22 protein-coding genes are annotated in these 21,076 nt (G+C 62.9%); 20 read left to right on the forward strand and 2 right to left on the reverse strand.

From position 1 onward, the window contains the following. The first annotated feature begins 4 nt into the window (after positions 1-4). The 20 genes from QCE73_RS11030 (at position 5) to ureG (ending at position 18,745) form a co-directional block, all read left to right on the forward strand. The gene (locus QCE73_RS11030) at positions 5-781 is read left to right on the forward strand and encodes an SDR family oxidoreductase (RefSeq protein ID WP_035503154.1); all 777 of its coding nucleotides are present in this window, start codon (positions 5-7) and stop codon (positions 779-781) included. Positions 782-959: 178 nt separating this feature from the next. Next, positions 960-2,276 (forward strand): MFS transporter, encoded by a 1,317-nt coding sequence (locus QCE73_RS11035; RefSeq protein ID WP_035503152.1) that lies wholly within the window; start codon positions 960-962, stop codon positions 2,274-2,276. A 442-nt stretch (positions 2,277-2,718) separates the two neighbouring features. Next, positions 2,719-3,435: a hypothetical protein gene (locus QCE73_RS11040; RefSeq protein WP_309881197.1), complete on the forward strand. Its 717-nt coding sequence runs from the start codon at positions 2,719-2,721 to the stop codon at positions 3,433-3,435. 1 nt (position 3,436) lies between these two features. Next, a complete protein-coding gene (locus QCE73_RS11045) occupies positions 3,437-3,745 on the forward strand; it encodes a hypothetical protein (protein ID WP_309881199.1) in 309 nt (102 codons plus the stop codon). A 317-nt stretch (positions 3,746-4,062) separates the two neighbouring features. Then, on the forward strand, positions 4,063-5,370 hold the full coding sequence (gene urtA, locus QCE73_RS11050; protein WP_309881200.1) for an urea ABC transporter substrate-binding protein: 1,308 nt from the start codon (positions 4,063-4,065) through the stop codon (positions 5,368-5,370). A gap of 81 nt (positions 5,371-5,451) precedes the next feature. Continuing rightward, complete coding sequence (urtB, locus tag QCE73_RS11055; protein ID WP_309881201.1) at positions 5,452-7,056, forward strand: urea ABC transporter permease subunit UrtB; 1,605 nt, start codon at positions 5,452-5,454, stop codon at positions 7,054-7,056. 3 nt (positions 7,057-7,059) lie between these two features. Next, positions 7,060-8,253: an urea ABC transporter permease subunit UrtC gene (gene urtC, locus QCE73_RS11060; protein ID WP_238212578.1), complete on the forward strand. Its 1,194-nt coding sequence runs from the start codon at positions 7,060-7,062 to the stop codon at positions 8,251-8,253. Next, the gene (gene urtD / locus QCE73_RS11065) at positions 8,250-9,134 is read left to right on the forward strand and encodes an urea ABC transporter ATP-binding protein UrtD (protein WP_035503145.1); all 885 of its coding nucleotides are present in this window, start codon (positions 8,250-8,252) and stop codon (positions 9,132-9,134) included. Before urtC ends, urtD begins: the two co-directional genes overlap by 4 nt. A gap of 666 nt (positions 9,135-9,800) precedes the next feature. Further along, entirely contained in the window at positions 9,801-10,493 is a 693-nt protein-coding gene (urtE, locus tag QCE73_RS11070) for an urea ABC transporter ATP-binding subunit UrtE (protein WP_035503144.1), read from the forward strand. 29 nt (positions 10,494-10,522) lie between these two features. Then, positions 10,523-11,383, forward strand: coding sequence for an urease accessory protein UreD (locus QCE73_RS11075; protein ID WP_309881204.1), 861 nt, complete (start codon positions 10,523-10,525; stop codon positions 11,381-11,383). A 172-nt stretch (positions 11,384-11,555) separates the two neighbouring features. Beyond that, positions 11,556-12,344 carry a transporter substrate-binding domain-containing protein gene (locus QCE73_RS11080; RefSeq protein ID WP_309881206.1) on the forward strand — a complete coding sequence of 263 codons (789 nt, stop codon included), beginning with the start codon at positions 11,556-11,558 and terminating at the stop codon, positions 12,342-12,344. Between the two features lie 17 nt (positions 12,345-12,361). Then, positions 12,362-13,039 carry an amino acid ABC transporter permease gene (locus tag QCE73_RS11085; RefSeq protein ID WP_309881207.1) on the forward strand — a complete coding sequence of 226 codons (678 nt, stop codon included), beginning with the start codon at positions 12,362-12,364 and terminating at the stop codon, positions 13,037-13,039. Beyond that, entirely contained in the window at positions 13,036-13,686 is a 651-nt protein-coding gene (locus QCE73_RS11090; protein ID WP_035503138.1) for an amino acid ABC transporter permease, read from the forward strand. The genes QCE73_RS11085 and QCE73_RS11090 overlap by 4 nt, the downstream gene beginning before the upstream one ends. Continuing rightward, the gene (locus tag QCE73_RS11095) at positions 13,673-14,392 is read left to right on the forward strand and encodes an amino acid ABC transporter ATP-binding protein (protein WP_035503137.1); all 720 of its coding nucleotides are present in this window, start codon (positions 13,673-13,675) and stop codon (positions 14,390-14,392) included. The genes QCE73_RS11090 and QCE73_RS11095 overlap by 14 nt, the downstream gene beginning before the upstream one ends. A 76-nt stretch (positions 14,393-14,468) precedes the next feature. After that, entirely contained in the window at positions 14,469-14,771 is a 303-nt protein-coding gene (locus QCE73_RS11100) for an urease subunit gamma (RefSeq protein ID WP_014192076.1), read from the forward strand. 4 nt (positions 14,772-14,775) lie between these two features. Further along, positions 14,776-15,081, forward strand: coding sequence for an urease subunit beta (locus QCE73_RS11105; protein WP_309881208.1), 306 nt, complete (start codon positions 14,776-14,778; stop codon positions 15,079-15,081). A gap of 16 nt (positions 15,082-15,097) precedes the next feature. Further along, positions 15,098-16,804, forward strand: coding sequence for an urease subunit alpha (ureC, locus tag QCE73_RS11110; RefSeq protein ID WP_309881210.1), 1,707 nt, complete (start codon positions 15,098-15,100; stop codon positions 16,802-16,804). Positions 16,805-16,810: 6 nt separating this feature from the next. Continuing rightward, positions 16,811-17,416: an urease accessory protein UreE gene (gene ureE, locus QCE73_RS11115; RefSeq protein WP_309881212.1), complete on the forward strand. Its 606-nt coding sequence runs from the start codon at positions 16,811-16,813 to the stop codon at positions 17,414-17,416. Further along, positions 17,403-18,083: an urease accessory UreF family protein gene (locus tag QCE73_RS11120; protein ID WP_309881979.1), complete on the forward strand. Its 681-nt coding sequence runs from the start codon at positions 17,403-17,405 to the stop codon at positions 18,081-18,083. The genes ureE and QCE73_RS11120 overlap by 14 nt, the downstream gene beginning before the upstream one ends. 11 nt (positions 18,084-18,094) lie before the next feature. Continuing rightward, positions 18,095-18,745, forward strand: coding sequence for an urease accessory protein UreG (gene ureG / locus QCE73_RS11125; RefSeq protein WP_035503132.1), 651 nt, complete (start codon positions 18,095-18,097; stop codon positions 18,743-18,745). A gap of 6 nt (positions 18,746-18,751) precedes the next feature. Here the strand turns inward: ureG and QCE73_RS11130 are convergent, their stop codons facing one another. Both QCE73_RS11130 and waaA read right to left on the reverse strand, forming a co-directional pair. Continuing rightward, the gene (locus QCE73_RS11130; RefSeq protein ID WP_309881215.1) at positions 18,752-19,558 is read right to left on the reverse strand and encodes an FkbM family methyltransferase; all 807 of its coding nucleotides are present in this window, start codon (positions 19,556-19,558) and stop codon (positions 18,752-18,754) included. Positions 19,559-19,727: 169 nt separating this feature from the next. Then, positions 19,728-21,050, reverse strand: a complete 1,323-nt coding sequence (gene waaA, locus QCE73_RS11135; RefSeq protein WP_309881981.1) for a lipid IV(A) 3-deoxy-D-manno-octulosonic acid transferase — start codon at positions 21,048-21,050, stop codon at positions 19,728-19,730. Between the last annotated feature and the right edge of the window lie 26 nt (positions 21,051-21,076).

Here is a 21,076-nt window from a genome sequence, read left to right on the forward strand (position 1 = left end):
CGATATGCGACTGCAAGGCAAGACGGTGATCGTGACGGGCGGCGGTTCGGGATTCGGCGAAGGCATCGCGAAGACCTTTGCGCGCGAGGGCGCGAACGTCGTCGTCAACGATCTCAACGGCCCGGCCGCCGAACGCGTGGCGAGCGAGATCGCGCTCGCTTCGTCGGCGGAAGTGAAGCACGGGCGCGCGATCGCCGTGGCGGGCGACGTCACCAAACGCGCCGACTGGCAAACGCTCTTCGATGCGGCCATTCAGGACTTCGGCAGCGTGCAGGTCGTCGTCAACAATGCGGGCACGACTCATCGCAACAAACCCGTGCTCGACGTGACCGAAGCCGAATTCGATCGCGTGTACGCGGTGAACGTGAAGAGCATCTACTGGAGCGTCGAGCAGTTCGTGCCGTACTTCCGCGAGCAGGGCGGCGGCGCGTTCATCAATATCGCATCGACGGCGGGCGTGCGGCCGCGTCCCGGACTCGTCTGGTACAACGGCAGCAAGGCGGCGGTCATCATTGCGAGCAAGGCGCTCGCGGTCGAGCTGGGCCCGGACCGCATCCGCGTGAACTGCATCAATCCGGTGATGGGCGAAACCGCCCTGCTCTCCGAGTTCATGGGCATGGAAGACACGCCCGAGAATCGCCGCAAGTTTCTCGCGACGATTCCGCTCGGCCGACTCTCGACGCCGCAGGACATCGCCAACGCGGCGCTCTACCTCGCCTCCGACGACGCCGAGTTCATCACCGGCGTCGCGCTCGAAGTGGACGGCGGGCGCTGCGTCTGAGCGATGCCGGGCGCACGCCGCGCGACGAGTGCGGCGTGCGCTCAAACATCCGTGCTTTCCCTAGCAAGAACAAGCGCTTGGCGTGAATGCCGACGGGCTAGAATCCTTACGCGTCTGTAATCGCGAGCGGGCCCATCCGCTCGACGCGGACCGCTAAAAACTAGAGGAGACAAGCATCATGGCCAGCACCGCCAATCCCATGCCCCGCCCCGGCGCGGGCGTGCCGTCGGCCTTCGAGGAGGCGACGTATCGCAAGGTCGCGTGGCGGCTTTCGCCGCTTCTGCTGATCTGCTATGTGGTCGCGTATCTGGACCGCGTGAACGTCGGCTTCGCGAAACTGCAGATGGCCGCCGACCTGCAACTTTCGGACGCCGTGTACGGCTTCGGCGCGGGCATTTTCTTTTTCGGCTACTTCATCTTCGAGATACCGAGCAACGTGATCCTGCATCGCGTGGGGGCGCGCGTGTGGATTGCGCGGATCATGATTTCGTGGGGCATCATCTCGGCGCTCACGATGTTCATCACCACGCCGACGATGTTCTACGTGATGCGCTTTCTGCTCGGCGCGGCCGAAGCGGGCTTCTTCCCCGGCATCATTCTTTATCTGACGTACTGGTTTCCGGCGCGCAGGCGCGGGCGCATGACGACGCTCTTCATGACGGCCATCGCGTTGTCGGGTCTGATCGGCGGCCCGATCAGCGGCTGGATCATGAAGACCTTCGACGGCGTGCACGGCTGGCACGGCTGGCAATGGCTGCTGTTGCTCGAAGGCATTCCGTCGATCATCGTGGGTTTCTTCGTGTTCGCGCTGCTCGACGATCGCATCGCGAAAGCGAAGTGGCTCACGCAGGAAGAGCGCGAGCTGCTCGAGCGCAATATCGTGGCGGATAACGTCGCGAAGGAAGATCATTCGCTTGGCAAGATTCTGTCGAGCCCGAAGGTCTGGTTGATGAGCCTCATCTACTTCTCGTTCGTGATGGGTCTTTATGGCGTGAGCTTCTGGCTGCCGACGATCATCAAGTCGATGGGTGTCTCCGATGCGTTGCAGGTCGGCCTGCTGTCCGCGATTCCGTATGGCGCGGCGGTGATCGGCATGCTGTACGCGGCGCGCAGCGCGGACCGGACCGGCGAGCGTCGCTGGCATATCGCGATTCCGGCGTTTATCGGTGCGATCGGGCTGGTGCTGTCGGTGGTGTGGTCGTCGAACACGACGCTCGCGATGATCGGCCTCACGCTTGCGACGATGGGTATTCTCACGACGCTGCCGCTGTTCTGGAGTCTGCCGACGGCGTTTCTCGCCGGTACGGGCGCGGCGGCGGGGATTGCGATGATCAATTCTTTGGGTAACTTGGCCGGGTTTCTGAGTCCTTATCTCGTCGGGTGGCTCAAGCAGGTGACCGCTTCTACCGCGAGCGGGATGTATATGCTTGCAGGGTTTCTCGTGCTCGGTGCCCTGCTCGCGTTGAGCGTGCCGGCGCGGATGGTGAATCGTTAAGGGGTTTTTTGTTGGGGCTTCGTGTTACTGGGCTTTCGTGGAATCCTGATTTCGCGGTGGTCTATTTGCACTGCCCCTCCCCGGGGCGGGGGTCACTTTCTTTGCTGCTGCAAAGAAAGTGACCAAAGAAAGCAGCTTCTCACCGCCCGCAGTCACACGCACGTTGACCATGCTTGCCAGCCCGCGGTGGCCCTCGCCTAAGTGTCGCCCCCAAAGGACCAACCGGGCTTGGCTCGCGCACGGTCTGACACATCGCGTCGCTTTACTGACTGGTTCAGCACCAAATGGCTCCGTCCCGCTTCGCGGCCGACCGGTCAATCAGGTCGGCCGCGGACCCTTCCATTGTGCACATCCCAGTTTCGGAATAACTCACTAGCGAATTCCCGTTCGTTTGGCGTATTTATGCTCTCCATCTAACGGCAGCGGAGAGGGAATACGACCCATGTTTTTTCTTGGCCCGTATTACGGCAGCGACAGCGAACACTGCAAGTACGCGCCCAAGTTCTTCGACAGCCTGACCTACCCGATTTATCTAAGCGTGCAGCATCCAGACATGTTTGACCCTTCCCGTCATTACTGTTTTGGAACCACACGGAACGAGCTCGAAGTCACGCACGACGAGATTGCGGACATCGCCTCGGCAATGCACGCCGCTCGAGAGGCGTTCCTTCAGAGTTTTGACACGATCTTGTTGACCTGCTCAGATCATGAGCTACGCTCCGCCCTTCGCCGGTCCACGGAGTCTTTTCCAGACTGGGTATGGAGAGAGAAACGGCGGATGGCTCAAAGCGTCCGTAAAGAGGTGGAGCGCGGCAGGTTGACTTTTGTGCCGACCTACGAGGACTTGCGAGCCTGCGTCAAGGCAATTCAAGAGGACCGGCAGAAGCCCCGCACATTCAGCGTGCCGCAGAGTCGCGCGACGTCATCACGGATAGGTGACGCCCATCCATTCGAGTATCAGCCGGCTTCATTGGGTGACAATGCGACCGAATTGGCCGCGCGTGGAGTCGGTGAGGCAGAAGAGGCCGAGTGCTACGCACAATACGACTTCGAAATGGAAGAATGCCAAGTCGCGCGAGCAACGTTTCAGGATTCACGCACTTACCTACTATGTAAGCAACGAGCTTTTGAAAACTTCCAGCGATGCCGAGGATATTGAGATGAAAGACCGCCGCCGAGCCACGATTGTTTTTTACGATGAAGATTCGCAGCAACTCCAAGTCTGCACGGTTCGTCGAGACGCCGTGCAATCAGCCATTGCAGAGCGAACGGCCGCAGGATTCGTTTTCAACCTGCCTGCTGATCGCGCCGATCGATGCAGCGAACCCGTGACGGACGAGCACGCGCGACTTATCGGATGCATGGCAATTCTTAGTCAGGCGCAAGCGCATCCAGAACTTCGCCCTCGCTTACAAATCACGACCGCAAACCCGATGAATTGGGAACCGATCGAACGTCCCGATCAATAGCAGGGAGACATGGTTGGCACTGTGAATAAAAACGGGCTGCCGCCCCAGGGAGGCAGTGCCAACATACCAACACGCCAACGGACCCCAGCAACAAACAAACAAAAACAAAGCGAACCCGCACCGCAACGATGCACGCACGCCCCGACGTGCACCAAAACCCCGCCGCCAGCAGAGTATCCCGCTCAGTAAAAACTCCGCCGTACAAGCACCAAACCCTTACCCCAAAAGCATTCCGCCCCAATTGGCATAACCCTTGCAGAACGATCCGAGCAATCGTCATTGCTCAAACAAACACATCGGCAAGGGGAACACTCATCATGAAACGACGCAGTCTGCTGAAGTTCGGCTCCATGTCGGGCGCGCTCGCCCTCGCGGGTCAGCTTCCAATCACGAAAGCTCAGGCCGCCGATACGGGTCCGATCAAGGTCGGCATCCTGCATTCGCTGTCGGGCACGATGGCGATCTCCGAGACGTCGCTGAAAGACACGGCGCTCATGACCATCGCCGATATCAACAAGAACGGCGGCGTGATGGGCCGGCAGCTTCAACCCGTCGTCGTCGATCCGGCTTCGAACTGGCCGCTCTTCGCCGAAAAAGCGCGTCAGCTTCTCACGCAAGACAAGTGCGCGGTCGTGTTCGGCTGCTGGACGTCGGTGTCGCGCAAGTCCGTGCTGCCGGTCTTCGAGGAACTCAACGGCCTGCTCTTCTATCCCGTTCAGTACGAAGGCGAAGAGATGTCGCGCAACGTGTTCTATACCGGCGCGGCGCCGAATCAGCAGGCGATCCCCGCCGTCGAATATCTGATGGGTCCGGAAGGCGGCAGCGCCAAGCGCTTCTTCCTGCTCGGCACCGACTACGTGTATCCGCGCACGACCAACAAGATCCTGCGCGCGTTCCTACATTCCAAGGGCGTCAAGGATGCGGACATTCAAGAGGTCTACACACCATTCGGACATAGCGACTATCAAACCATCGTCGCGAACATCAAGACATTTGCCCAAGGGGGAAAGACAACTGTCATCTCTACGATCAACGGCGATTCGAACGTACCGTTCTACAAGGAACTCGGCAACCAGGGCCTGAAAGCGACCGACGTGCCCGTCGTCGCATTCTCGGTCGGCGAAGAAGAGTTGCGCGGCATCGACACCAAGCCGCTCGTCGGCCATCTCGCCGCATGGAACTACTTCATGTCGGTGAAGAACACCAACAACTCGAAGTTCGAAAAGGAATTCTTCGAGTACGTGAAGGCGCAAAACCTGCCGGGCGGCGACAAGCGCGTGACGAACGATCCGATGGAAGCCACCTTCGTCGGCATCCACATGTGGAAGCAGGCCGTCGAAAAAGCGAAGAGCGCCGATGTCGACAAGGTGCGCACCGCGATGATCGGCCAGACCTTCGCCGCGCCCTCGGGTTTCACGCTGTCGATGGACGGCAATCACCATCTGCACAAGCCCGTGATGATCGGCGAAATTCGCGGCGACGGGCAGTTCAACGTCGTGTGGAAGACGAAGACCGCGGTGCGCGCGCAGCCGTGGAGTCCGTATATCGCGGGCAATCAGGGCAAGCCGGATATCGTCAGCTCCATTCCCGCGTTCCTGCGCCGTCAGCGCGTGCAGGTCGCGTGATGCAGTGATGGTTTGAAGCAGTGAGGCCGCGCGTTCGTTCGTGATTCGCGCGGCCGTCCATGTCTCATCAGAAAGGCCATCATGACCGGTTCAATCATGCGGGTGTTGCTCGCGCTCTTCATCGCGATCGCGCCGTTCAGCGCCCATGCACTCTCGAACGACGATCTCGCCCCGCTCGCCGGCGACGACTTCGAAGCCAAATCCGCCGCCATCGACAAGCTCATCGCCAATGCGGATGCGCCTTCGGTCGCCGTGCTCACCGCGCTGTCCGATGGCTCGCTCGTCGCGGCCGATAACGGCCACGTCTATATCCAGTCCGACGACGGCAACAAGGACCCGCTCACCGGCAAGACCGTCGAAGCGCCCGACGCGCAGCAGATCACGCTCTCCAACACGCTGCGCACGAAAGTCGCCGGCGCGTTGTCGGGCCTTCAGCTCGCCTCCGCCGATACCGCGAAACGCCGCGACGCGATCGCAGCGCTTCTGAAGAACCCCGACGCCTCGATGAAGCCGCTGATCGACCGCGCCCGCGCCATCGAGAAAGATCCCGAACTCAAGAAGCGTCTCGACACGCTCTGGGCGATGACCGCCCTTCACGATCCCGACGCCGGCAAGCGTCTCGAAGCGGCGCAACTCGTCGCGGCGCGGCACGACCTCGACATGTACGAGCTGCTGCGCCCGATCGTCGCGAAGAAAGCGGACGGCTCGTTTAACGAGCCCGACGAGAGCGTGCGCAACGCCGCGCAAGAAGGTCTGTACGCGCTCGATTCGATCCAGCGCCGCAGCGAGATCTTCGGCACGATCTTCGCGGGCCTCTCGCTCGGCAGCGTGCTGCTGCTCGCGGCGCTCGGCCTCGCGATCACCTATGGCCTGATCGGCGTCATCAACATGGCGCACGGCGAGTTCCTGATGATCGGCGCCTATGCGACTTATGTCGTGCAGAACCTCGTGCAGCATTACGCGCCCGCCGCGTTCAACTGGTATCCGCTGTTCGCGGTGCCCGCGTCGTTCGTCGCGGCGGCGCTGGTCGGCATCGTGCTGGAAAGGCTCGTGCTGAAACATCTCTACGGACGTCCGCTCGAAACGCTGCTGACGACCTTCGGCGTCAGCCTGATCCTGATTCAGGCGACGCGCACCCTCTTCGGCGCGCAGAACGTGCAGGTGACGAATCCCTCGTGGATGAGCGGCGGCGTCTCCGTGATGCAGAACCTGATCCTGCCGTACAACCGTCTGACGATCCTCGCGTTCTCGCTCGCAGTCGTGGCGATCGCCTGGGGCGTGCTCACCAAAACGCGTCTCGGCCTCTTCGTGCGCGCGGTGACGCAGAACCGCCGCATGGCCGCGTGCGTCGGCGTGAAGACCGCGCGCGTCGATTCGTATGCGTTCGCGTTCGGCGCGGGCATCGCGGGACTCGGCGGCTGCGCGCTCTCGCAGATCGGCAACGTCGGGCCGGATCTCGGCCAGAGCTACATCATCGATTCGTTCATGGCGGTGGTGCTCGGCGGGGTGGGCCAGCTTGCGGGCACGGTGATCGGCGGCTTCGGGCTCGGGCTCGTGAGCAAGACCGTCGAGCCGTTCTGGGGTGCGGTGCTCGCGAAGATCGCGGTGCTCGTGCTCATCGTGTTGTTCATCCAGAAGCGTCCGCAGGGCATGTTCGCCCTGAAGGGCCGCAGCGCGGAGGCCTGAGCCATGACCGCCTCGACCAATATCGGCGCGAATCTCGACGTCGCGCCGCAACCCGATCCGAGCGCCGCGCGCGCGGGCTTCGCGCTCGGCCTGCCGCCGCGCGCCTCGCTCCTGCCGCGCAAGGGCTGGCTCGCGCTGATCGCGCTCATCATCGCGATGGGCATCTTCGTGCCGGTAAGCGCGCTCGTGCTGCCGGAGACGAGCACGTTCCATTTGTCCGCCTATGCGATGACGCTTACGGCCAAGCTCATGTGCTATGCGATCGGCGCGCTCGCGCTCGATCTCGTGTGGGGCTATTGCGGCATCCTGAGCCTGGGCCACGCGCTCTTCTTCGCGCTCGGCGGCTACGCGATGGGCATGTACCTGATGCGCTCGATCGGCCGCGAGGGCACGTATCAGAGCGACCTGCCCGATTTCATGGTGTTCCTCGACTGGCACAAGCTGCCGTGGTACTGGGAAGGCACGGAGCATCTCTGGTATGCGCTGCTGCTCGTCGTGCTGGTGCCCGGCGTGCTCGCGTGGGTGTTCGGTTTCTTCACGTTCCGCTCGCGCGTGAAGGGCGTGTATCTGTCGATCATCACGCAGGCGATGACCTTCGCCGCGATGCTGCTCTTCTATCGCAATGAAACGGGCTTCGGCGGCAATAACGGCTTCACGGACTTCAAGCGCATCGCAGGCTTTCCGATCACGCATCCGGGTACGCGCACTGCGCTCTTCCTCATCACGTTCGCGATTCTCGTGCTCGCGTTTCTCGCGGCGCGCTGGATCGTCACGTCGAAGCTCGGGCGTGTCGTGACCGGCGTGCGCGACGGCGAAGCGCGTCTGATGTTTCTCGGCTACAGCCCGCTCGCGTACAAGCTTTTCATCTGGACGGTGTCGGCCGTGCTGTGCGGCATCGCGGGCGCGTTGTATGTGCCGCAGGTCGGGATCATCAATCCGAGCGAGATGTCGCCTGCGAACTCGATCGAAATGGCGATCTGGGTCGCGGTCGGCGGACGCGGCACGTTGATCGGTCCGATCGTCGGCGCATTCGCGGTGAATGGCGCGAAGAGCTTTTTCACGGCGTACTTCGCGGAATACTGGCTGTTCTTCCTCGGCCTCATCTTCACGCTCGTACCCTTGCTTCTGCCGAACGGCATCATGGGTCTCGTCGATCTCGCGCGCCGCAGAAAGAGCGCAGGAGACTCCGCAGAATGACCGCACACAATGCATTGATCGTCGATCTTCCGCCGATTCCGCCCGCGCCGGACTCGCTCGAATCGAACCACAAGAACATCAACGTCATCTCCGGCCTGGGCCATGTGCTCGCGCCCGGCGAGATCGACGTATCGCACGGCACGATTCTCTATCTCGAAGACGTGACCGTGAGCTTCGACGGCTTTCGCGCGTTGAACAAGCTGACGCTGTCCATCGATGTCGGCGAGCTGCGCTGCGTGATCGGACCGAACGGCGCGGGCAAGACGACGATGATGGATGTCATCACCGGCAAGACGCGTCCCGACGACGGCAAGGTGTTTCTCGGGCAGACGCTCGACCTCACGCGCATGTCGGAGCCGGTGATCGCGCGCACGGGCATCGGCCGCAAGTTTCAGAAGCCGACTGTGTTCGAGAATCATCCCGTGTGGGAAAACCTCGAACTCGCGATGAAGACCGACAAGCGCTGGTTTGCGTCGTTGCGGGCGCGGCTCGACGGGCAGGCGCAGGCGCGCATCGAGGAAACGCTGGAGTTGATTCGATTGCAGCATCAGGCGACGCGGCTCGCGGGCGAGTTGTCGCATGGACAGAAGCAACGGCTCGAAATCGGCATGTTGCTGATGCAGCAACCGGCACTTTTGCTGCTCGACGAGCCTGCGGCTGGCATGACCGATCATGAGACGATGGAACTTGCCGAATTGCTCAACAAGCTGCGTGGATCGTGTTCGATGATGGTCGTCGAGCATGATATGGAGTTTGTTGCCGCGCTTGCGGGGGATCGGGGGAAGGTTACTGTGATGGCCGAGGGGCGTGTTCTTGCTGAAGGGACGCTGGATGACGTCAAACGGGACGAGGCCGTTATTGAGTCTTATCTCGGGCGGTGATTTGCTTTTTATGTCGTTGGCTTTCTTTTCGTGGAATCCTGAATTCGCGGTGGTCTATTGGCACTGCCCCTGTGCGGGGCGGCAGTCACTTTCTTTGCTGCTGCAAAGAAAGTAACCAAAGAAACAGCTTCTCACCGCCCGCGGTCACACGCAGTTTGGCCATGCTTGCCAGCAGGAAGCGGCACTCGCCTAAGTGTCGCCCTCAAAGGCCCAGTCGGGCTTGGCTCGCGCACGGTCTGACAAGCTAGTTGTTCTAGGGCGCTGGTTCAGCACGAAAGAGCTTCGGCACAGCGCTACGCGCTGCCGTTGGGTATGCGAGGGAAGCCGAAGAGGGAGCGCGCGCGCACCCGATTGACCCATCGGCCGCGAAGCGGGCTGGAGCCATTTGGTGCTGAACCAGTCAGTGAAGCAGTGCGAGACGACAGACCGTGCGCGAGCCAAGCCCGGTTGGGCCTTTGAGGGCGACACTTAGGCGAGGGCCACCGGCGGCTGGCAAGCGTGGCCAACGTGCGTGTGACCGCGGGCTTAAACAAGCTGCTTTCTTTGGTCACTTTCTTTGCAGCAGCAAAGAAAGTGACCCCCGCCCCGGGGAGGGGCAGTGCTAATAGACCACCGCGAATTCAGGATTCCACGAAAGCAAGCCAACCGAAAACCCGAACACCGAAAATGCTACAAGTCGACAATCTGAATCAATACTACGGCGGCAGCCACATCCTCCGCGATGTGAAGATGACCGTCCCCGACGGCGAGCTAACGGTCCTGCTGGGCCGCAACGGCGTAGGCAAGACGACGCTCCTGCGCTGCCTGATGGGCGTCGTCCCAACAAAAAGCGGCACCATCAACTGGCGTGGCAACAAGATATCTTCGATGCCAACGCACGCGCGCGTCGCAAACGGCCTCGCCTACGTTCCGCAGGGACGCGACATCTTCGGCCGTCTAACAGTAGAAGAAAACCTGCTGGTAGGCGCAGCAAGCCGCAAGGCGCCATCGAAAATTCCCGACCGCATCTACGATCTCTTCCCCGTCCTGCGAGACATGAAAAACCGCCGCGGCGGCGATCTCTCCGGCGGTCAGCAACAGCAACTGGCAATCGGCCGCGCACTGATGAGCGAGCCGCAACTGCTCATCCTCGATGAACCGACCGAAGGCATCCAGCCATCGATCATCCGCGACATAGGCCGCACACTGCGGCAGCTCGTCGATGAAATGGGCATGACAGTGCTGCTCGTCGAGCAGTATTACGACTTCGCCCGCGAGCTCGCCGACCGCTACTGGGTGATGAGCCGCGGCGAAATCGTCGCGGGCGGCGCAGGCTCGGAAATGGATGCGCATGGAGTGCGCGAGCTGATCGCCGTATGATTCATGCTCAGCTCTGAAACGCACCGCTCATGCACCACGAATCCCACGCAACGCTGGTCGATCCAAACATCTGGCGCGGCTCGCTCGAACTCGGCTACGCGCATCAGCATGGCCGCACCGTTTGCGTTCATCGCAAGCACGAAGGGCCGTTGAGGCTGCAACGCCCGCTCTATCCCGAAGGCGATATCTGTCACTCGGTGATCGTGCATCCGCCGGGCGGCGTGGCGGGCGGCGATCGCCTGTCCATCGACGTTCGCCTTGAGGAGCACACGCACGCCGTCATCACGACGCCCGGCGCGACCAAGTGGTACAAGGCCAACGGCAAGCTCGCGACGCAGCGCATCGACATCGCTCTCGCGGCGCATGCGAAGCTCGACTGGCTACCGCAAAACAACATCGTGTTCGAATCGTCGAACGTCGAGCTCGAATTCAATCTCACGCTCGATGAAAGCGCGAGCGCCATCGGCTGGGATGCAATGCTGCTCGGCCGCGCCGCCGCCGGCGAGACGTGGACGCAAGGGCACATCAAGGCGATATCTCGCATCGCGCGGCGCGACGGCACGACGCTCTGGTTCGAGCGCACGCTGCTCGACGCGAACGATCCGCTGCGCGATGCCGCGCAAGGTCTCGCCGGCTTCCCCGCCTACGGCACGCTGTGGGCGATCGGCCCCGCTTGCGACGATGCGCTCGCCGAAACGCTCACCGCGCAACTGCCCTTCGACGATCAACTGCGCGCTGGCGCATCGTGCGTCGGACCGGGCGTGATGATCGTGCGCGCGATCAGCCGCTCGATGGAGCCGCTGCAAAACGCGCTCATCGAATGCTGGACGCGTCTTCGTCCCATCGTGCATGGCGTCGATGCGCGGCCTCTGCGTTTGTGGACTACCTAGTACGCACCAGGGAAGCGCATCCGTTTGCACAGCCGTTGTGCGCGCTCATGGACGCGCAAGCCGCGAAGGCAGACGATACAACGAAGAGACATCGATGGCACGACTCTCGCTTTAACCCTCGGCTCAAGAGCCGCGCCTTCCAACGCGGCCGCTCAAGACCGAAGGATCATCGATGCTCATCACGTTTTCTCGCGCGCGGCGCACCGCGCTCGTCGCGCTGCTGCTTTCCCTCGCTCCCTTCGCCGCACACGCCGACGCCCTCGACACCATCGCGAAGAACGGCACGCTGCGCGTGGCCGTGCCCGAGGACTATCCGCCCTTCGGCTCGGTCGGCGCCGACATGAAGCCGCAAGGCTATGACGTCGATATGGCCGCGCTGCTCGCCAAGTCGATGAACGTGAAGCTCGAACTCGTGCCCGTGAACAGCGCGAACCGCATTCCGTATCTCACGACCAACAAGGTCGATCTCGTGATTTCATCGCTCGGCAAGACGCCGGAACGCGAGAAGGTGCTCGATTTCTCGCCCCCTTATGCGCCCTACTTCCAGGGCGTGTTCGGCCCCGCCGACATCAAGGTGACCAGCCCCGCAGATCTCACCGGCAAGACCGTCGGCGCAACGCGCGGCGCGCTCGAAGAAATCGCGCTGTCGCAGATGGCGCCGAACGCGACCATCAAGCGCTTCGAGGACAACAACGCGACCATCTCCGCGTTTCTCTCGGGACAGGTGCAACTGATCGCGGCGGGCAACATCGTCGCGGCCGCGATCCTCGCGAAGAATCCGCCGCGCCGCCCGGAAGCGAAGTTCATCATCAAGGATTCGCCCTGCTTCGTCGGCATGAACAAGAACGAGCCGCGCCTGATGACCAAGGTCGACGACACCATCGCGCAGGCGAAAAAGGACGGCACGCTCAACACGATGTCGAAGAAGTGGTTCAGCCAGCCGCTGCCCGCGAGCCTTTGACAGAGCGCACGGCAACGATGGCCTATGAACTTCAATTCGCCGATCTCGCGCAATACGCGGGCATGTTCGCGAGCGGCGCGGCGACGACGCTCGCCTTGACCGCGGTCTCGACGGCGCTCGGGGTGTCGGTCGGCGTGCTCGGCGCCGCCGCGCGCGACAGCCGGCGTGCGTGGCTGAGTGCGATCGTCGGCGGCTATGTCGAAGCGGTCCGCAACACGCCGTTCATCGTGCAACTGTTCTTCGTGTTCTTCGGCCTGCCCGCGCTCGGCATTCACCTGAGCGAATACGTCGCGGCCATTCTCGCGATGACGCTCAATCTCGGCGCGTATTCGGTCGAGATCATCCGCGCGGGCGTCGCGGCCGTGCCGAAGGGGCATCACGAAGCCGCGGCCTCGCTCGCGATGTCGCGTGGCGAGACGTTCCGCCACGTCGTGCTGCCGCAGGCGCTCGCGAAGGTGTTTCCCGCGCTGACCAGCCAGATCGTCATCACGATGCTCGGCTCGGCCGTCGTATCGCAGATCTCGGTGCCCGACCTCACCTATGCAGCGAGCTATATCCAGTCGCGCAACTTCCGCGCATTCGAGACGTGCTTCTTCATCACGGCGGCCTATCTCATGATGGCGCTCGCGTTGCGCACCGCGCTGAACGCGGCGGGCAAACGCTTTCTGATGAACCATCGGAGCGCCGCGCGATGATCGAATTCACCCTCGCGCAGATCTTCGAGAACCTGTTGCTCGCGGCGCGCTGGACCGTCGTGCTGTCGATCGTGTCGTTCGTGCTGGGCGGCATCGCCGGGTTTGCGCTGCTCGTGATGCGCGTGTCGAAATCGCAGGTGCTGCGCGCGTTCGTCAAAGCCTATATCCAGATTTTTCAGGGCACGCCGCTCCTGATGCAACTGTTCCTCGTGTTCTTCGGCCTGCCGCTGATCGGCATCGACGTTTCGCCCTGGCTCGCCGCGACGGTCGGTCTCACGCTCTTCACCAGCGCCTATCTCGCGGAGATCTGGCGCGGCGCGGTCGAAGCGGTGCCGAAGGGACAATGGGAAGCATCGTCTAGTCTCGCGATGAGCTATTTCGAGCAGCTTCGTCACGTGATCCTGCCGCAGGCGACGCGCATCGCCGTCGGTCCGACAGTCGGCTTCGCGGTGCAGGCGGTCAAGGACACAGCGCTCGTATCGATCATCGGCTTCACGGAACTCACGAAGGCCGGCACGATGATTTCGAATGCGACTTTCCGGCCGTTCCTCGTGTATGGGCTCGTCGCCATCATCTACTTCGTGCTTTGCTATCCGTTGACGCGCTATGCGCGCACGCTCGAAAGGAAATGGAATGCCGCTCGTTGAAACCCGCAATCTTCAAAAGCAGTTCGGCGCGAATCAGGTGCTGAAGGGTATCGACTTTGCCGTCGAGCGCGGACAGGTCGTATCGATCATCGGACGCAGCGGCTCGGGAAAGAGCACGCTGTTGCGCACGTTGAACGGGCTGGAAAGCATCGACGAAGGTTCGATCGAAATCGATGGCGAGCATTTCGATGCGCGTCACGCCGACTTGCGCGCGCTGCGTCTGAAGGTCGGCATGGTGTTTCAGCAGTACAACCTCTTTCCGCATCTCACCGCGGGAGAAAACGTGATGCTCGCGCAAACCGTCGTCAGGAAGATCCACAAGGCGAAGGCGCGCGCGACCGCGCACACGGTGCTCGAACGCGTCGGTCTCGGCGACAAGTTCGATGCGTACCCCGATCAACTCTCCGGCGGCCAGCAGCAGCGCGTGGCCATCGCGCGCGCGCTCGCAATGAAGCCGACCGTTTTGCTCTGCGACGAGATCACGTCGGCGCTCGATCCCGAACTCGTCGGTGAAGTGCTCGCGGTCGTCGAAGACCTCGCGCGCGACGGCATGACGCTCATCATGGTCACGCACGAGATGCGCTTCGCCCGCAAGGTGAGCGACAAGGTCGTGTTCATGCATCAGGGGCGCGTGTGGGAATCGGGTGCGCCGGAAGCGATATTCGAGCGGCCTTCGACGGTCGAGTTGCAGCGCTTTATCCAGTGAACTGCAAGCTCGCCGAAAGCCCATCCGATGCTAGCATTGCAAGGCCCAAAGCCTTGCGCCATAAAACGAAAGAGCCATGAAACTCACGCCCCGAGAAAAGGACAAGCTGCTGATCTTCACCGCGGCATTGCTCGCCGAACGCCGCCGCGCGCGCGGCCTGAAACTCAACCATCCCGAAGCCGTCGCGTTCATTTCGGCCGCATTGATGGAAGCGGCGCGCGACGGCAGGACCGTCGCCGAAGTCATGCACTACGGCACGACGCTGCTCACGCGCGACGACGTGATGGAAGGCGTGCCCGAGATGATTCCCGACATCCAGATCGAAGCGACCTTCCCCGATGGCACGAAGCTCGTGACGGTTCATCATCCGATCCCTTAAGACCATGATCCCCGGCGAATATTTCATCGACGATGGCGAGCACGAACTCAACGCGGGACGCGAGACCGTGACGGTCCTCGTCGCGAATCATGGCGACCGGCCCGTGCAGGTCGGCTCGCATTTTCATTTCTATGAAGTCAACGCGGCGCTCAAGTTCGAACGCGAGAAGGCGCGCGGCTTTCGCCTGAATATCGCGGCAGGCACCGCCGTGCGCTTCGAGACGGGACAGGAACGCACCGTCGAACTCGTCGCGCTCGCGGGCGACCGGCACGTCTATGGCTTCAACGGCCTCGTGATGGGCCCACTCTGAACAGGACATCAATAACATGACGCTACGCATCGGCCGCCGCGCTTATGCTGAAATGTTCGGCCCGACGACCGGCGACCGCGTGCGCCTCGCCGACACCGATCTCATCATCGAAGTCGAGCGCGACTTCACCACCTACGGCGAAGAAGTGAAATTCGGCGGCGGCAAGGTGATTCGCGACGGCATGGGCCAGTCGCAACGTCCATCGGCCGAGGTCGTCGATACGGTCGTGACCAACGCGCTGATCCTCGATCATTGGGGCATCGTGAAAGCCGATATCGGCATCAAGGGCGGACGCATCTTCGCAATCGGCAAGGCGGGCAATCCGGATATCCAGCCGAACGTGAACATCGCGATCGGCGCGGCGACCGAAGTGATCGCGGGCGAAGGCATGATCGTCACGGCGGGCGGCGTCGATACGCACATCCACTTCATCAGCCCGCAGCAGATCGACGAAGCGATCGCAAGCGGCGTCACGACGATGCTCGGCGGCGGCACCGGCCCCGCGACCGGCACCAACGCGACGACCTGCACGCCGGGCCCCTGGCACATGGAGCGGATGCTGCAAGCCGCCGACGGCTGGCCGGTCAATCTCGGCTTTCTCGGCAAGGGCAACGCGAGCCTGCCCGCGCCGCTGATCGAACAGGTGAAAGCGGGCGCAATCGGTCTGAAGCTGCACGAGGACTGGGGCACGACGCCCGCCGCGATCGACAACTGCCTCTCGGTCGCCGACGACACCGACACGCAGGTCGCCATCCACACCGACACGCTCAACGAAGCGGGCTTTGTCGAGACGACCATCGCCGCATTCAAGGGCCGCACGATCCACACGTATCACACGGAAGGCGCGGGCGGCGGCCATGCGCCGGACATCATCAAGGTGGCGGGCGAATCGAACGTGCTGCCCTCTTCCACCAATCCGACGCGCCCCTATACCATCAACACGCTCGACGAGCATCTCGACATGCTGATGGTGTGCCATCACCTCGATCCGTCGATCGCGGAAGATATCGCGTTCGCGGAATCGCGCATTCGCCGCGAGACCATCGCGGCCGAAGACATCCTTCACGATCTCGGCGCATTGTCGATGCTGTCCTCCGATTCGCAGGCGATGGGCCGCGTCGGCGAAGTCATCATCCGCACCTGGCAGACGGCGCACAAGATGAAGGTGCAGCGCGGCGCGCTCGCCGAAGACAACGCGCGCAACGACAATTTCCGCGCGAAGCGATATGTGGCGAAGTACACGATCAATCCGGCGATCACGCATGGCATCGCGCATGAAGTCGGTTCCATCGAGCCGGGCAAGTGGGCCGATCTCGTGTTCTGGGAGCCGGCGTTCTTCGGCGTGAAACCCGCGATGATCGTCAAGGGCGGCATGATCGCGGTCGCGCAGATGGGCGACCCGAACGCATCGATTCCGACGCCGCAGCCGGTGCATTATCGCGAGATGTTCGCGACGCGCGGCGGCGCGCTCGGCAAGACGTCGCTGACCTTCGTGTCGCAAATGGCGATGGAAGCGCGCGTCGCGGATCGTTACGGTCTCAGCAAGCAAGTGGTCGCGGTGAAGAACTGCCGCAATGTGACGAAGGCCGACATGATTCACAATGCATGGCAGCCGTCCATCAGCGTCGATCCGCAGACCTATCAGGTGATCGCCGATGGGCAATTGCTCACCTGCGATCCCGCCACCGTTCTGCCGATGGCGCAGCGCTATTTCCTGTTCTGAGTCGCCATGCGTACCATCGACAAACGTCTGACCGCCAAGCTCGCGCCCGTGCTCGTGAAGCGCGCGCCCACCCTGACCCTGCCTTTCGATGCGCGCGGCAAGAGCCGTCTCGCCGCCACGCTCGACAACGGCGAGGAAGTCGCCCTCGTGATGCCGCGCGGCACCGTGCTCGCGGACGGCGACATGCTCGTCGCGGATGACGGCGGCTTCGTGCGTGTGATCGCGGCGGCGGAGGACGTGCTCGTCGTGCGCGCGCCGAGCGTGCGGCTATTGACGCGTGCCGCGTATCACCTCGGCAACCGGCATACGCCCGTGGAAGTCGGCGCGGATTATCTGAAGCTCGAAGCCGATCCCGTGCTCGAAGACATGCTGAAGCGTCTCGGCGTGCTCGTCGCGCATGAATCGCAGCCGTTCCAGCCCGAAACCGGCGCATATGGCGGCGGTCACAAGCACGGCCACGACGAAAGCTTCAGCGAGGACTACGCGCTCGCGCAAAAGGTCTTCGACGAGCATCACGGGCACGATCATTCGCACGACCACGATCACGATCACTCGTCGTGCGGTCATGATCATGGTCACGAACATCATCATCACGGTCATGCGCATCGCTGAACTCACTGCGCTTTTGCATCTCGCGTCGCCGGCGCTGCCGATCGGCGCGTTCAGCTATTCGCAGGGACTCGAAGCGGCGATCGAGCACGGCCTGATCCACGACGGCGACAGCGCCCGCGACTGGATCGCGAGCGGCCTGAGCACCGTGCTCGCGCGCGGCGAATTGCCGTTGCTCGCGCATCAGATCGAACACTGGCGTGCGCACGACGAAGCCGCGCTGCGAGTCGCGAACGATGAATACATCGCGAGCCGCGAATCGGCGGAGTTAAAACGCGAAACCGAGCAGATGGGCTGGTCGCTCGCGCAACTGTGCGCATCGCTCGAATGGGGCGACGCAGCGCGCCGCGCGACGCTCGCCGCGATCAAGCCGATCGCGCAGCCGAGCGCGTTCGCCTTCGCCGCATTCGCGCACGATGCATCGACGGAAGCCGCGCTCGCGGCCTACGCGTTCAGTTGGGTCGAGAATCAGGCGGCGGCCGCGCTAAAAGCCGTGCCGCTCGGCCAGCTTGCAGGGCAGCGCATCATCGTCGCGTTGCGCGAACCGATCGATGCCGCCGTGCGCCGCGCGCTCGATACATCGCCCGAACGGGTCAACACTTTCGCGCCGCAACTCGGCGTTTTGTCCGCGCGGCACGAATCGCAATACTCGCGGCTTTTCCGCTCCTGAACCGATATTCCATGAACACTCCCGCTTACTCTTCCGCCGCTCGCCGAACCAAGAAACTGCCGCCGTTGCGCGTGGGCGTGGGCGGGCCGGTCGGCTCCGGCAAGACCACGCTGCTCGAAATGCTCTGCAAGGCGATGCGCGAGAAGTACGACCTCGTCGCCATCACCAACGATATCTACACGAAGGAAGATCAGCGCCTGCTGACCGTCGCGGGCGCGCTGCCGGCCGAGCGCATCATGGGCGTCGAGACGGGCGGCTGCCCGCATACGGCGATCCGCGAGGATGCGTCGATCAACCTCGAAGCCGTCGATCGCATGGTGACGAAGTTTCCCGATGCCGATATCGTGTTCATCGAATCCGGTGGCGATAATCTCGCGGCGACCTTCAGTCCGGAACTCTCCGATCTGACCATCTACGTGATCGATGTCGCGGGCGGCGAGAAGATTCCGCGCAAGGGCGGGCCGGGCATCACGAAGTCGGATCTGCTCGTGATCAACAAGACCGACCTCGCGCCGCATGTCGGCGCGAATCTCGACATCATGGCGAGCGACGCGAAAAAGATGCGCGGCGAGCGGCCTTTCGTGATGTGCAATCTGAAGGCGCTCGACGGGCTCGATGACGTCATTCGCTTCATCGAGAAGAAGGGACTGCTGCTCGCGTAAGACGCGCTATGTCAGCGCAATCGAATTCGATATCGAGACCGCGTTCTCGCCCACCTGAATGAAATCGCGCTTCATCTCGACGTGCCATTGCAGGAAGTTGCGGCTGTTCGATTCGCCGGGAAGCATCCAGTCGTGCAACTCGATCATGATGACCGGGAACTGGTTCAGGGCTTCGCAATGGCGCGAGAACAGGTCCGACTCCGCGCCTTCGATATCGATCTTGAGAATGAACGGCGTCACGCCGGATGCCGGCATCACGTCTTCGAGCGTGAGCGCGTCGACGGCATAGCCTTTCTCGACGGGCTTGTCGGCCGTGCGGAAGGCCCATTCGCCGCCGCCCGGATCGTTGGGATAGAGCGTGCCGCGCTTCGCCGCGATCGCGGCATTCAGCGGCGTGATCAGCGGAAAGGTCTCCGCGTTCTTTTTGAGCAGCGCGAAATTCGATACATCCGGCTCGATGGCGACGATCTTCGCCTTCGGATACGTGAGCGCATACCACACCGCCGCAGCGCCGATATTGGCGCCGGCATCGACGATCAGCGGATTCTCGCAGGCCGCGTAGAACGCCGCGATTTCCTTCCCGCGCAGCAGATGATCCGTCGCGTATTCGCGAAGAAAAAAGATTTGCCGGCAAACCGAGCGATCCGCCGGGCAAGGCCGATATTCGAAGCGCCGGTTGCCGGGGAGCACGAGACCGTGCGTGCCGTACCGCACGGCGCCCCATGAATCGGTTGGTCCGGGGGATGGCCGCAGCAGGCGCAGGAGCCCGGGCGGCATCATGTCTTTGACGACGGACTTGATGAGATCTTGCATGCGCGTCCTCGAAATGAGATTGGAAGCACGTTCGCAGGCATCCGGCCTATTGTTGTCCGTACGAAGGGGCCGGTAGGGAATTCAGTATCCCTCTAACTTTTTTGACGTTCAACCTCGATTTTTCTGACGGATAAAGGTCTTTTGTCAGATGAAACGGACGCGATGACGATCACTTCGCCGCGTCGTTTTCCTCTTCGAGCAATGCGCTCAGCACGCTCACCGTTCGCTCCGTCGCGCCGCGATGCCGCGCCGCGAACGCCGACGCCGCCGCGCTCATCGCGAGCCGCCTCGCCTTGTCGCTGAAGATTTCGCGCAGACCGCGCGCAAGCTCCTGCGGGTCCTGCACACGCAACGCGGCGCCTGCCGCGATCGCATCGTTGGTCGCCTGCGTGAAGTTGAACGTGTGCGGTCCGATCAGCACCGGCACGCCCGCCGCGCACGCTTCGATCAGATTCTGCCCGCCGAGCGGCAACAGGCTTCCGCCGATGAACGCGAGATCCGCCGCCGCGTAATACGCGCCGAGTTCGCCCATCGAATCGCCGAGGAGCACCTGCACGTTCGCCGGCAACGGTTCCGGCACATCCGCGCCCGATCCCGCCGCGGCCGGCTTCGGCGCCCACACCGAACGGCGCGCGCTCGTCAGCCCGAGGCTCGCGATCAGCGCCGACACTTCATCGAAACGTTGCGGATGACGCGGCACGAGAATCAGCAGCGCATCGGGGACATTGAGCGCCGCGAAGGCGCGCAGGACCAGCGTCTCCTCGCCTTCGCGCGTGCTCGCCGCGACCCACACCGGCCGGTCGCCGATCGCCGTGCGCCACGCGTGACCGCGCGCGACCAGTTCGGGCGGCGCGGTCATATCGAACTTCAGATTGCCGAGCACCGCGACGTTGCGCGCGCCGAGCGCGGTGAGCCGTTCGGCGTCGGACGGCGTCTGCGCGAGCACGCGCGAAAAGCCGCCGAACACTTCGCGCACCGCGCGCCCGAACTTCGCCGCGCGCCGGTACGAACGCTCCGACATGCGCGCGTTCGTCAGCACGAGCGGCACGTCGCCGCGCTTGCATTCGTCGATGAGCGTCGGCCAGACTTCCGTTTCCATCACGATGCCGAGCGACGGACGCCACGCGCGCAGAAAGCGCCGCACGAGCACCGGCAGATCGTAGGGAAGATAGCCGCGCCACACGCGATCGCCGAACAATTCGAGGCCCGTCGCGCGGCCGCTCGGCGTCATGTGCGTCAGCAGCACACGCGCTTCGGGATGCGTTTTCAGCAACGCATCGATGAGCGGTTGCGCCGCGCGCGTCTCGCCGACCGATACCGCATGCACCCAGATGAGCGGCGCGAGATCGTCGGCGCGCCGGGGCGGGATGCATCCGAAACGCTCGCCGATATGCTCGCGGTATCCACGCTCCTTGCGCGAACGGATGTAGAGCCGCAGCACGGCGAGCGGCGCGACGATCCACCAGAGCGCCCGGTAGACGAGCCTCAGCACCGCGGCCGATGCGCCCGGGGAAGCGG

It is taken from the genome of Caballeronia sp. LZ029 (assembly GCF_031451275.1).
In the GTDB taxonomy this organism is placed as follows: Bacteria; Pseudomonadota; Gammaproteobacteria; order Burkholderiales; family Burkholderiaceae; genus Caballeronia; species Caballeronia jiangsuensis.

Excerpts from the sequence above, each read along its gene's own strand:
- QCE73_RS11030 (WP_035503154.1), top strand. The coding sequence starts at position 5 with ATGCGACTGCAAGGCAAGACGGTGATCGTGACGGGCGGCGGTTCGGGA.
- QCE73_RS11035 (WP_035503152.1), top strand. The coding sequence starts at position 960 with ATGGCCAGCACCGCCAATCCCATGCCCCGCCCCGGCGCGGGCGTGCCG.
- QCE73_RS11040 (WP_309881197.1), top strand. The coding sequence starts at position 2,719 with ATGTTTTTTCTTGGCCCGTATTACGGCAGCGACAGCGAACACTGCAAG.
- QCE73_RS11045 (WP_309881199.1), top strand. The coding sequence starts at position 3,437 with ATGAAAGACCGCCGCCGAGCCACGATTGTTTTTTACGATGAAGATTCG.
- urtA (WP_309881200.1), top strand. The coding sequence starts at position 4,063 with ATGAAACGACGCAGTCTGCTGAAGTTCGGCTCCATGTCGGGCGCGCTC.
- urtB (WP_309881201.1), top strand. The coding sequence starts at position 5,452 with ATGACCGGTTCAATCATGCGGGTGTTGCTCGCGCTCTTCATCGCGATC.
- urtC (WP_238212578.1), top strand. The coding sequence starts at position 7,060 with ATGACCGCCTCGACCAATATCGGCGCGAATCTCGACGTCGCGCCGCAA.
- urtD (WP_035503145.1), top strand. The coding sequence starts at position 8,250 with ATGACCGCACACAATGCATTGATCGTCGATCTTCCGCCGATTCCGCCC.
- urtE (WP_035503144.1), top strand. The coding sequence starts at position 9,801 with ATGCTACAAGTCGACAATCTGAATCAATACTACGGCGGCAGCCACATC.
- QCE73_RS11075 (WP_309881204.1), top strand. The coding sequence starts at position 10,523 with ATGCACCACGAATCCCACGCAACGCTGGTCGATCCAAACATCTGGCGC.
- QCE73_RS11080 (WP_309881206.1), top strand. The coding sequence starts at position 11,556 with ATGCTCATCACGTTTTCTCGCGCGCGGCGCACCGCGCTCGTCGCGCTG.
- QCE73_RS11085 (WP_309881207.1), top strand. The coding sequence starts at position 12,362 with ATGGCCTATGAACTTCAATTCGCCGATCTCGCGCAATACGCGGGCATG.
- QCE73_RS11090 (WP_035503138.1), top strand. The coding sequence starts at position 13,036 with ATGATCGAATTCACCCTCGCGCAGATCTTCGAGAACCTGTTGCTCGCG.
- QCE73_RS11095 (WP_035503137.1), top strand. The coding sequence starts at position 13,673 with ATGCCGCTCGTTGAAACCCGCAATCTTCAAAAGCAGTTCGGCGCGAAT.
- QCE73_RS11100 (WP_014192076.1), top strand. The coding sequence starts at position 14,469 with ATGAAACTCACGCCCCGAGAAAAGGACAAGCTGCTGATCTTCACCGCG.
- QCE73_RS11105 (WP_309881208.1), top strand. The coding sequence starts at position 14,776 with ATGATCCCCGGCGAATATTTCATCGACGATGGCGAGCACGAACTCAAC.
- ureC (WP_309881210.1), top strand. The coding sequence starts at position 15,098 with ATGACGCTACGCATCGGCCGCCGCGCTTATGCTGAAATGTTCGGCCCG.
- ureE (WP_309881212.1), top strand. The coding sequence starts at position 16,811 with ATGCGTACCATCGACAAACGTCTGACCGCCAAGCTCGCGCCCGTGCTC.
- QCE73_RS11120 (WP_309881979.1), top strand. The coding sequence starts at position 17,403 with ATGCGCATCGCTGAACTCACTGCGCTTTTGCATCTCGCGTCGCCGGCG.
- ureG (WP_035503132.1), top strand. The coding sequence starts at position 18,095 with ATGAACACTCCCGCTTACTCTTCCGCCGCTCGCCGAACCAAGAAACTG.
- QCE73_RS11130 (WP_309881215.1), bottom strand. The coding sequence starts at position 19,558 with ATGCAAGATCTCATCAAGTCCGTCGTCAAAGACATGATGCCGCCCGGG.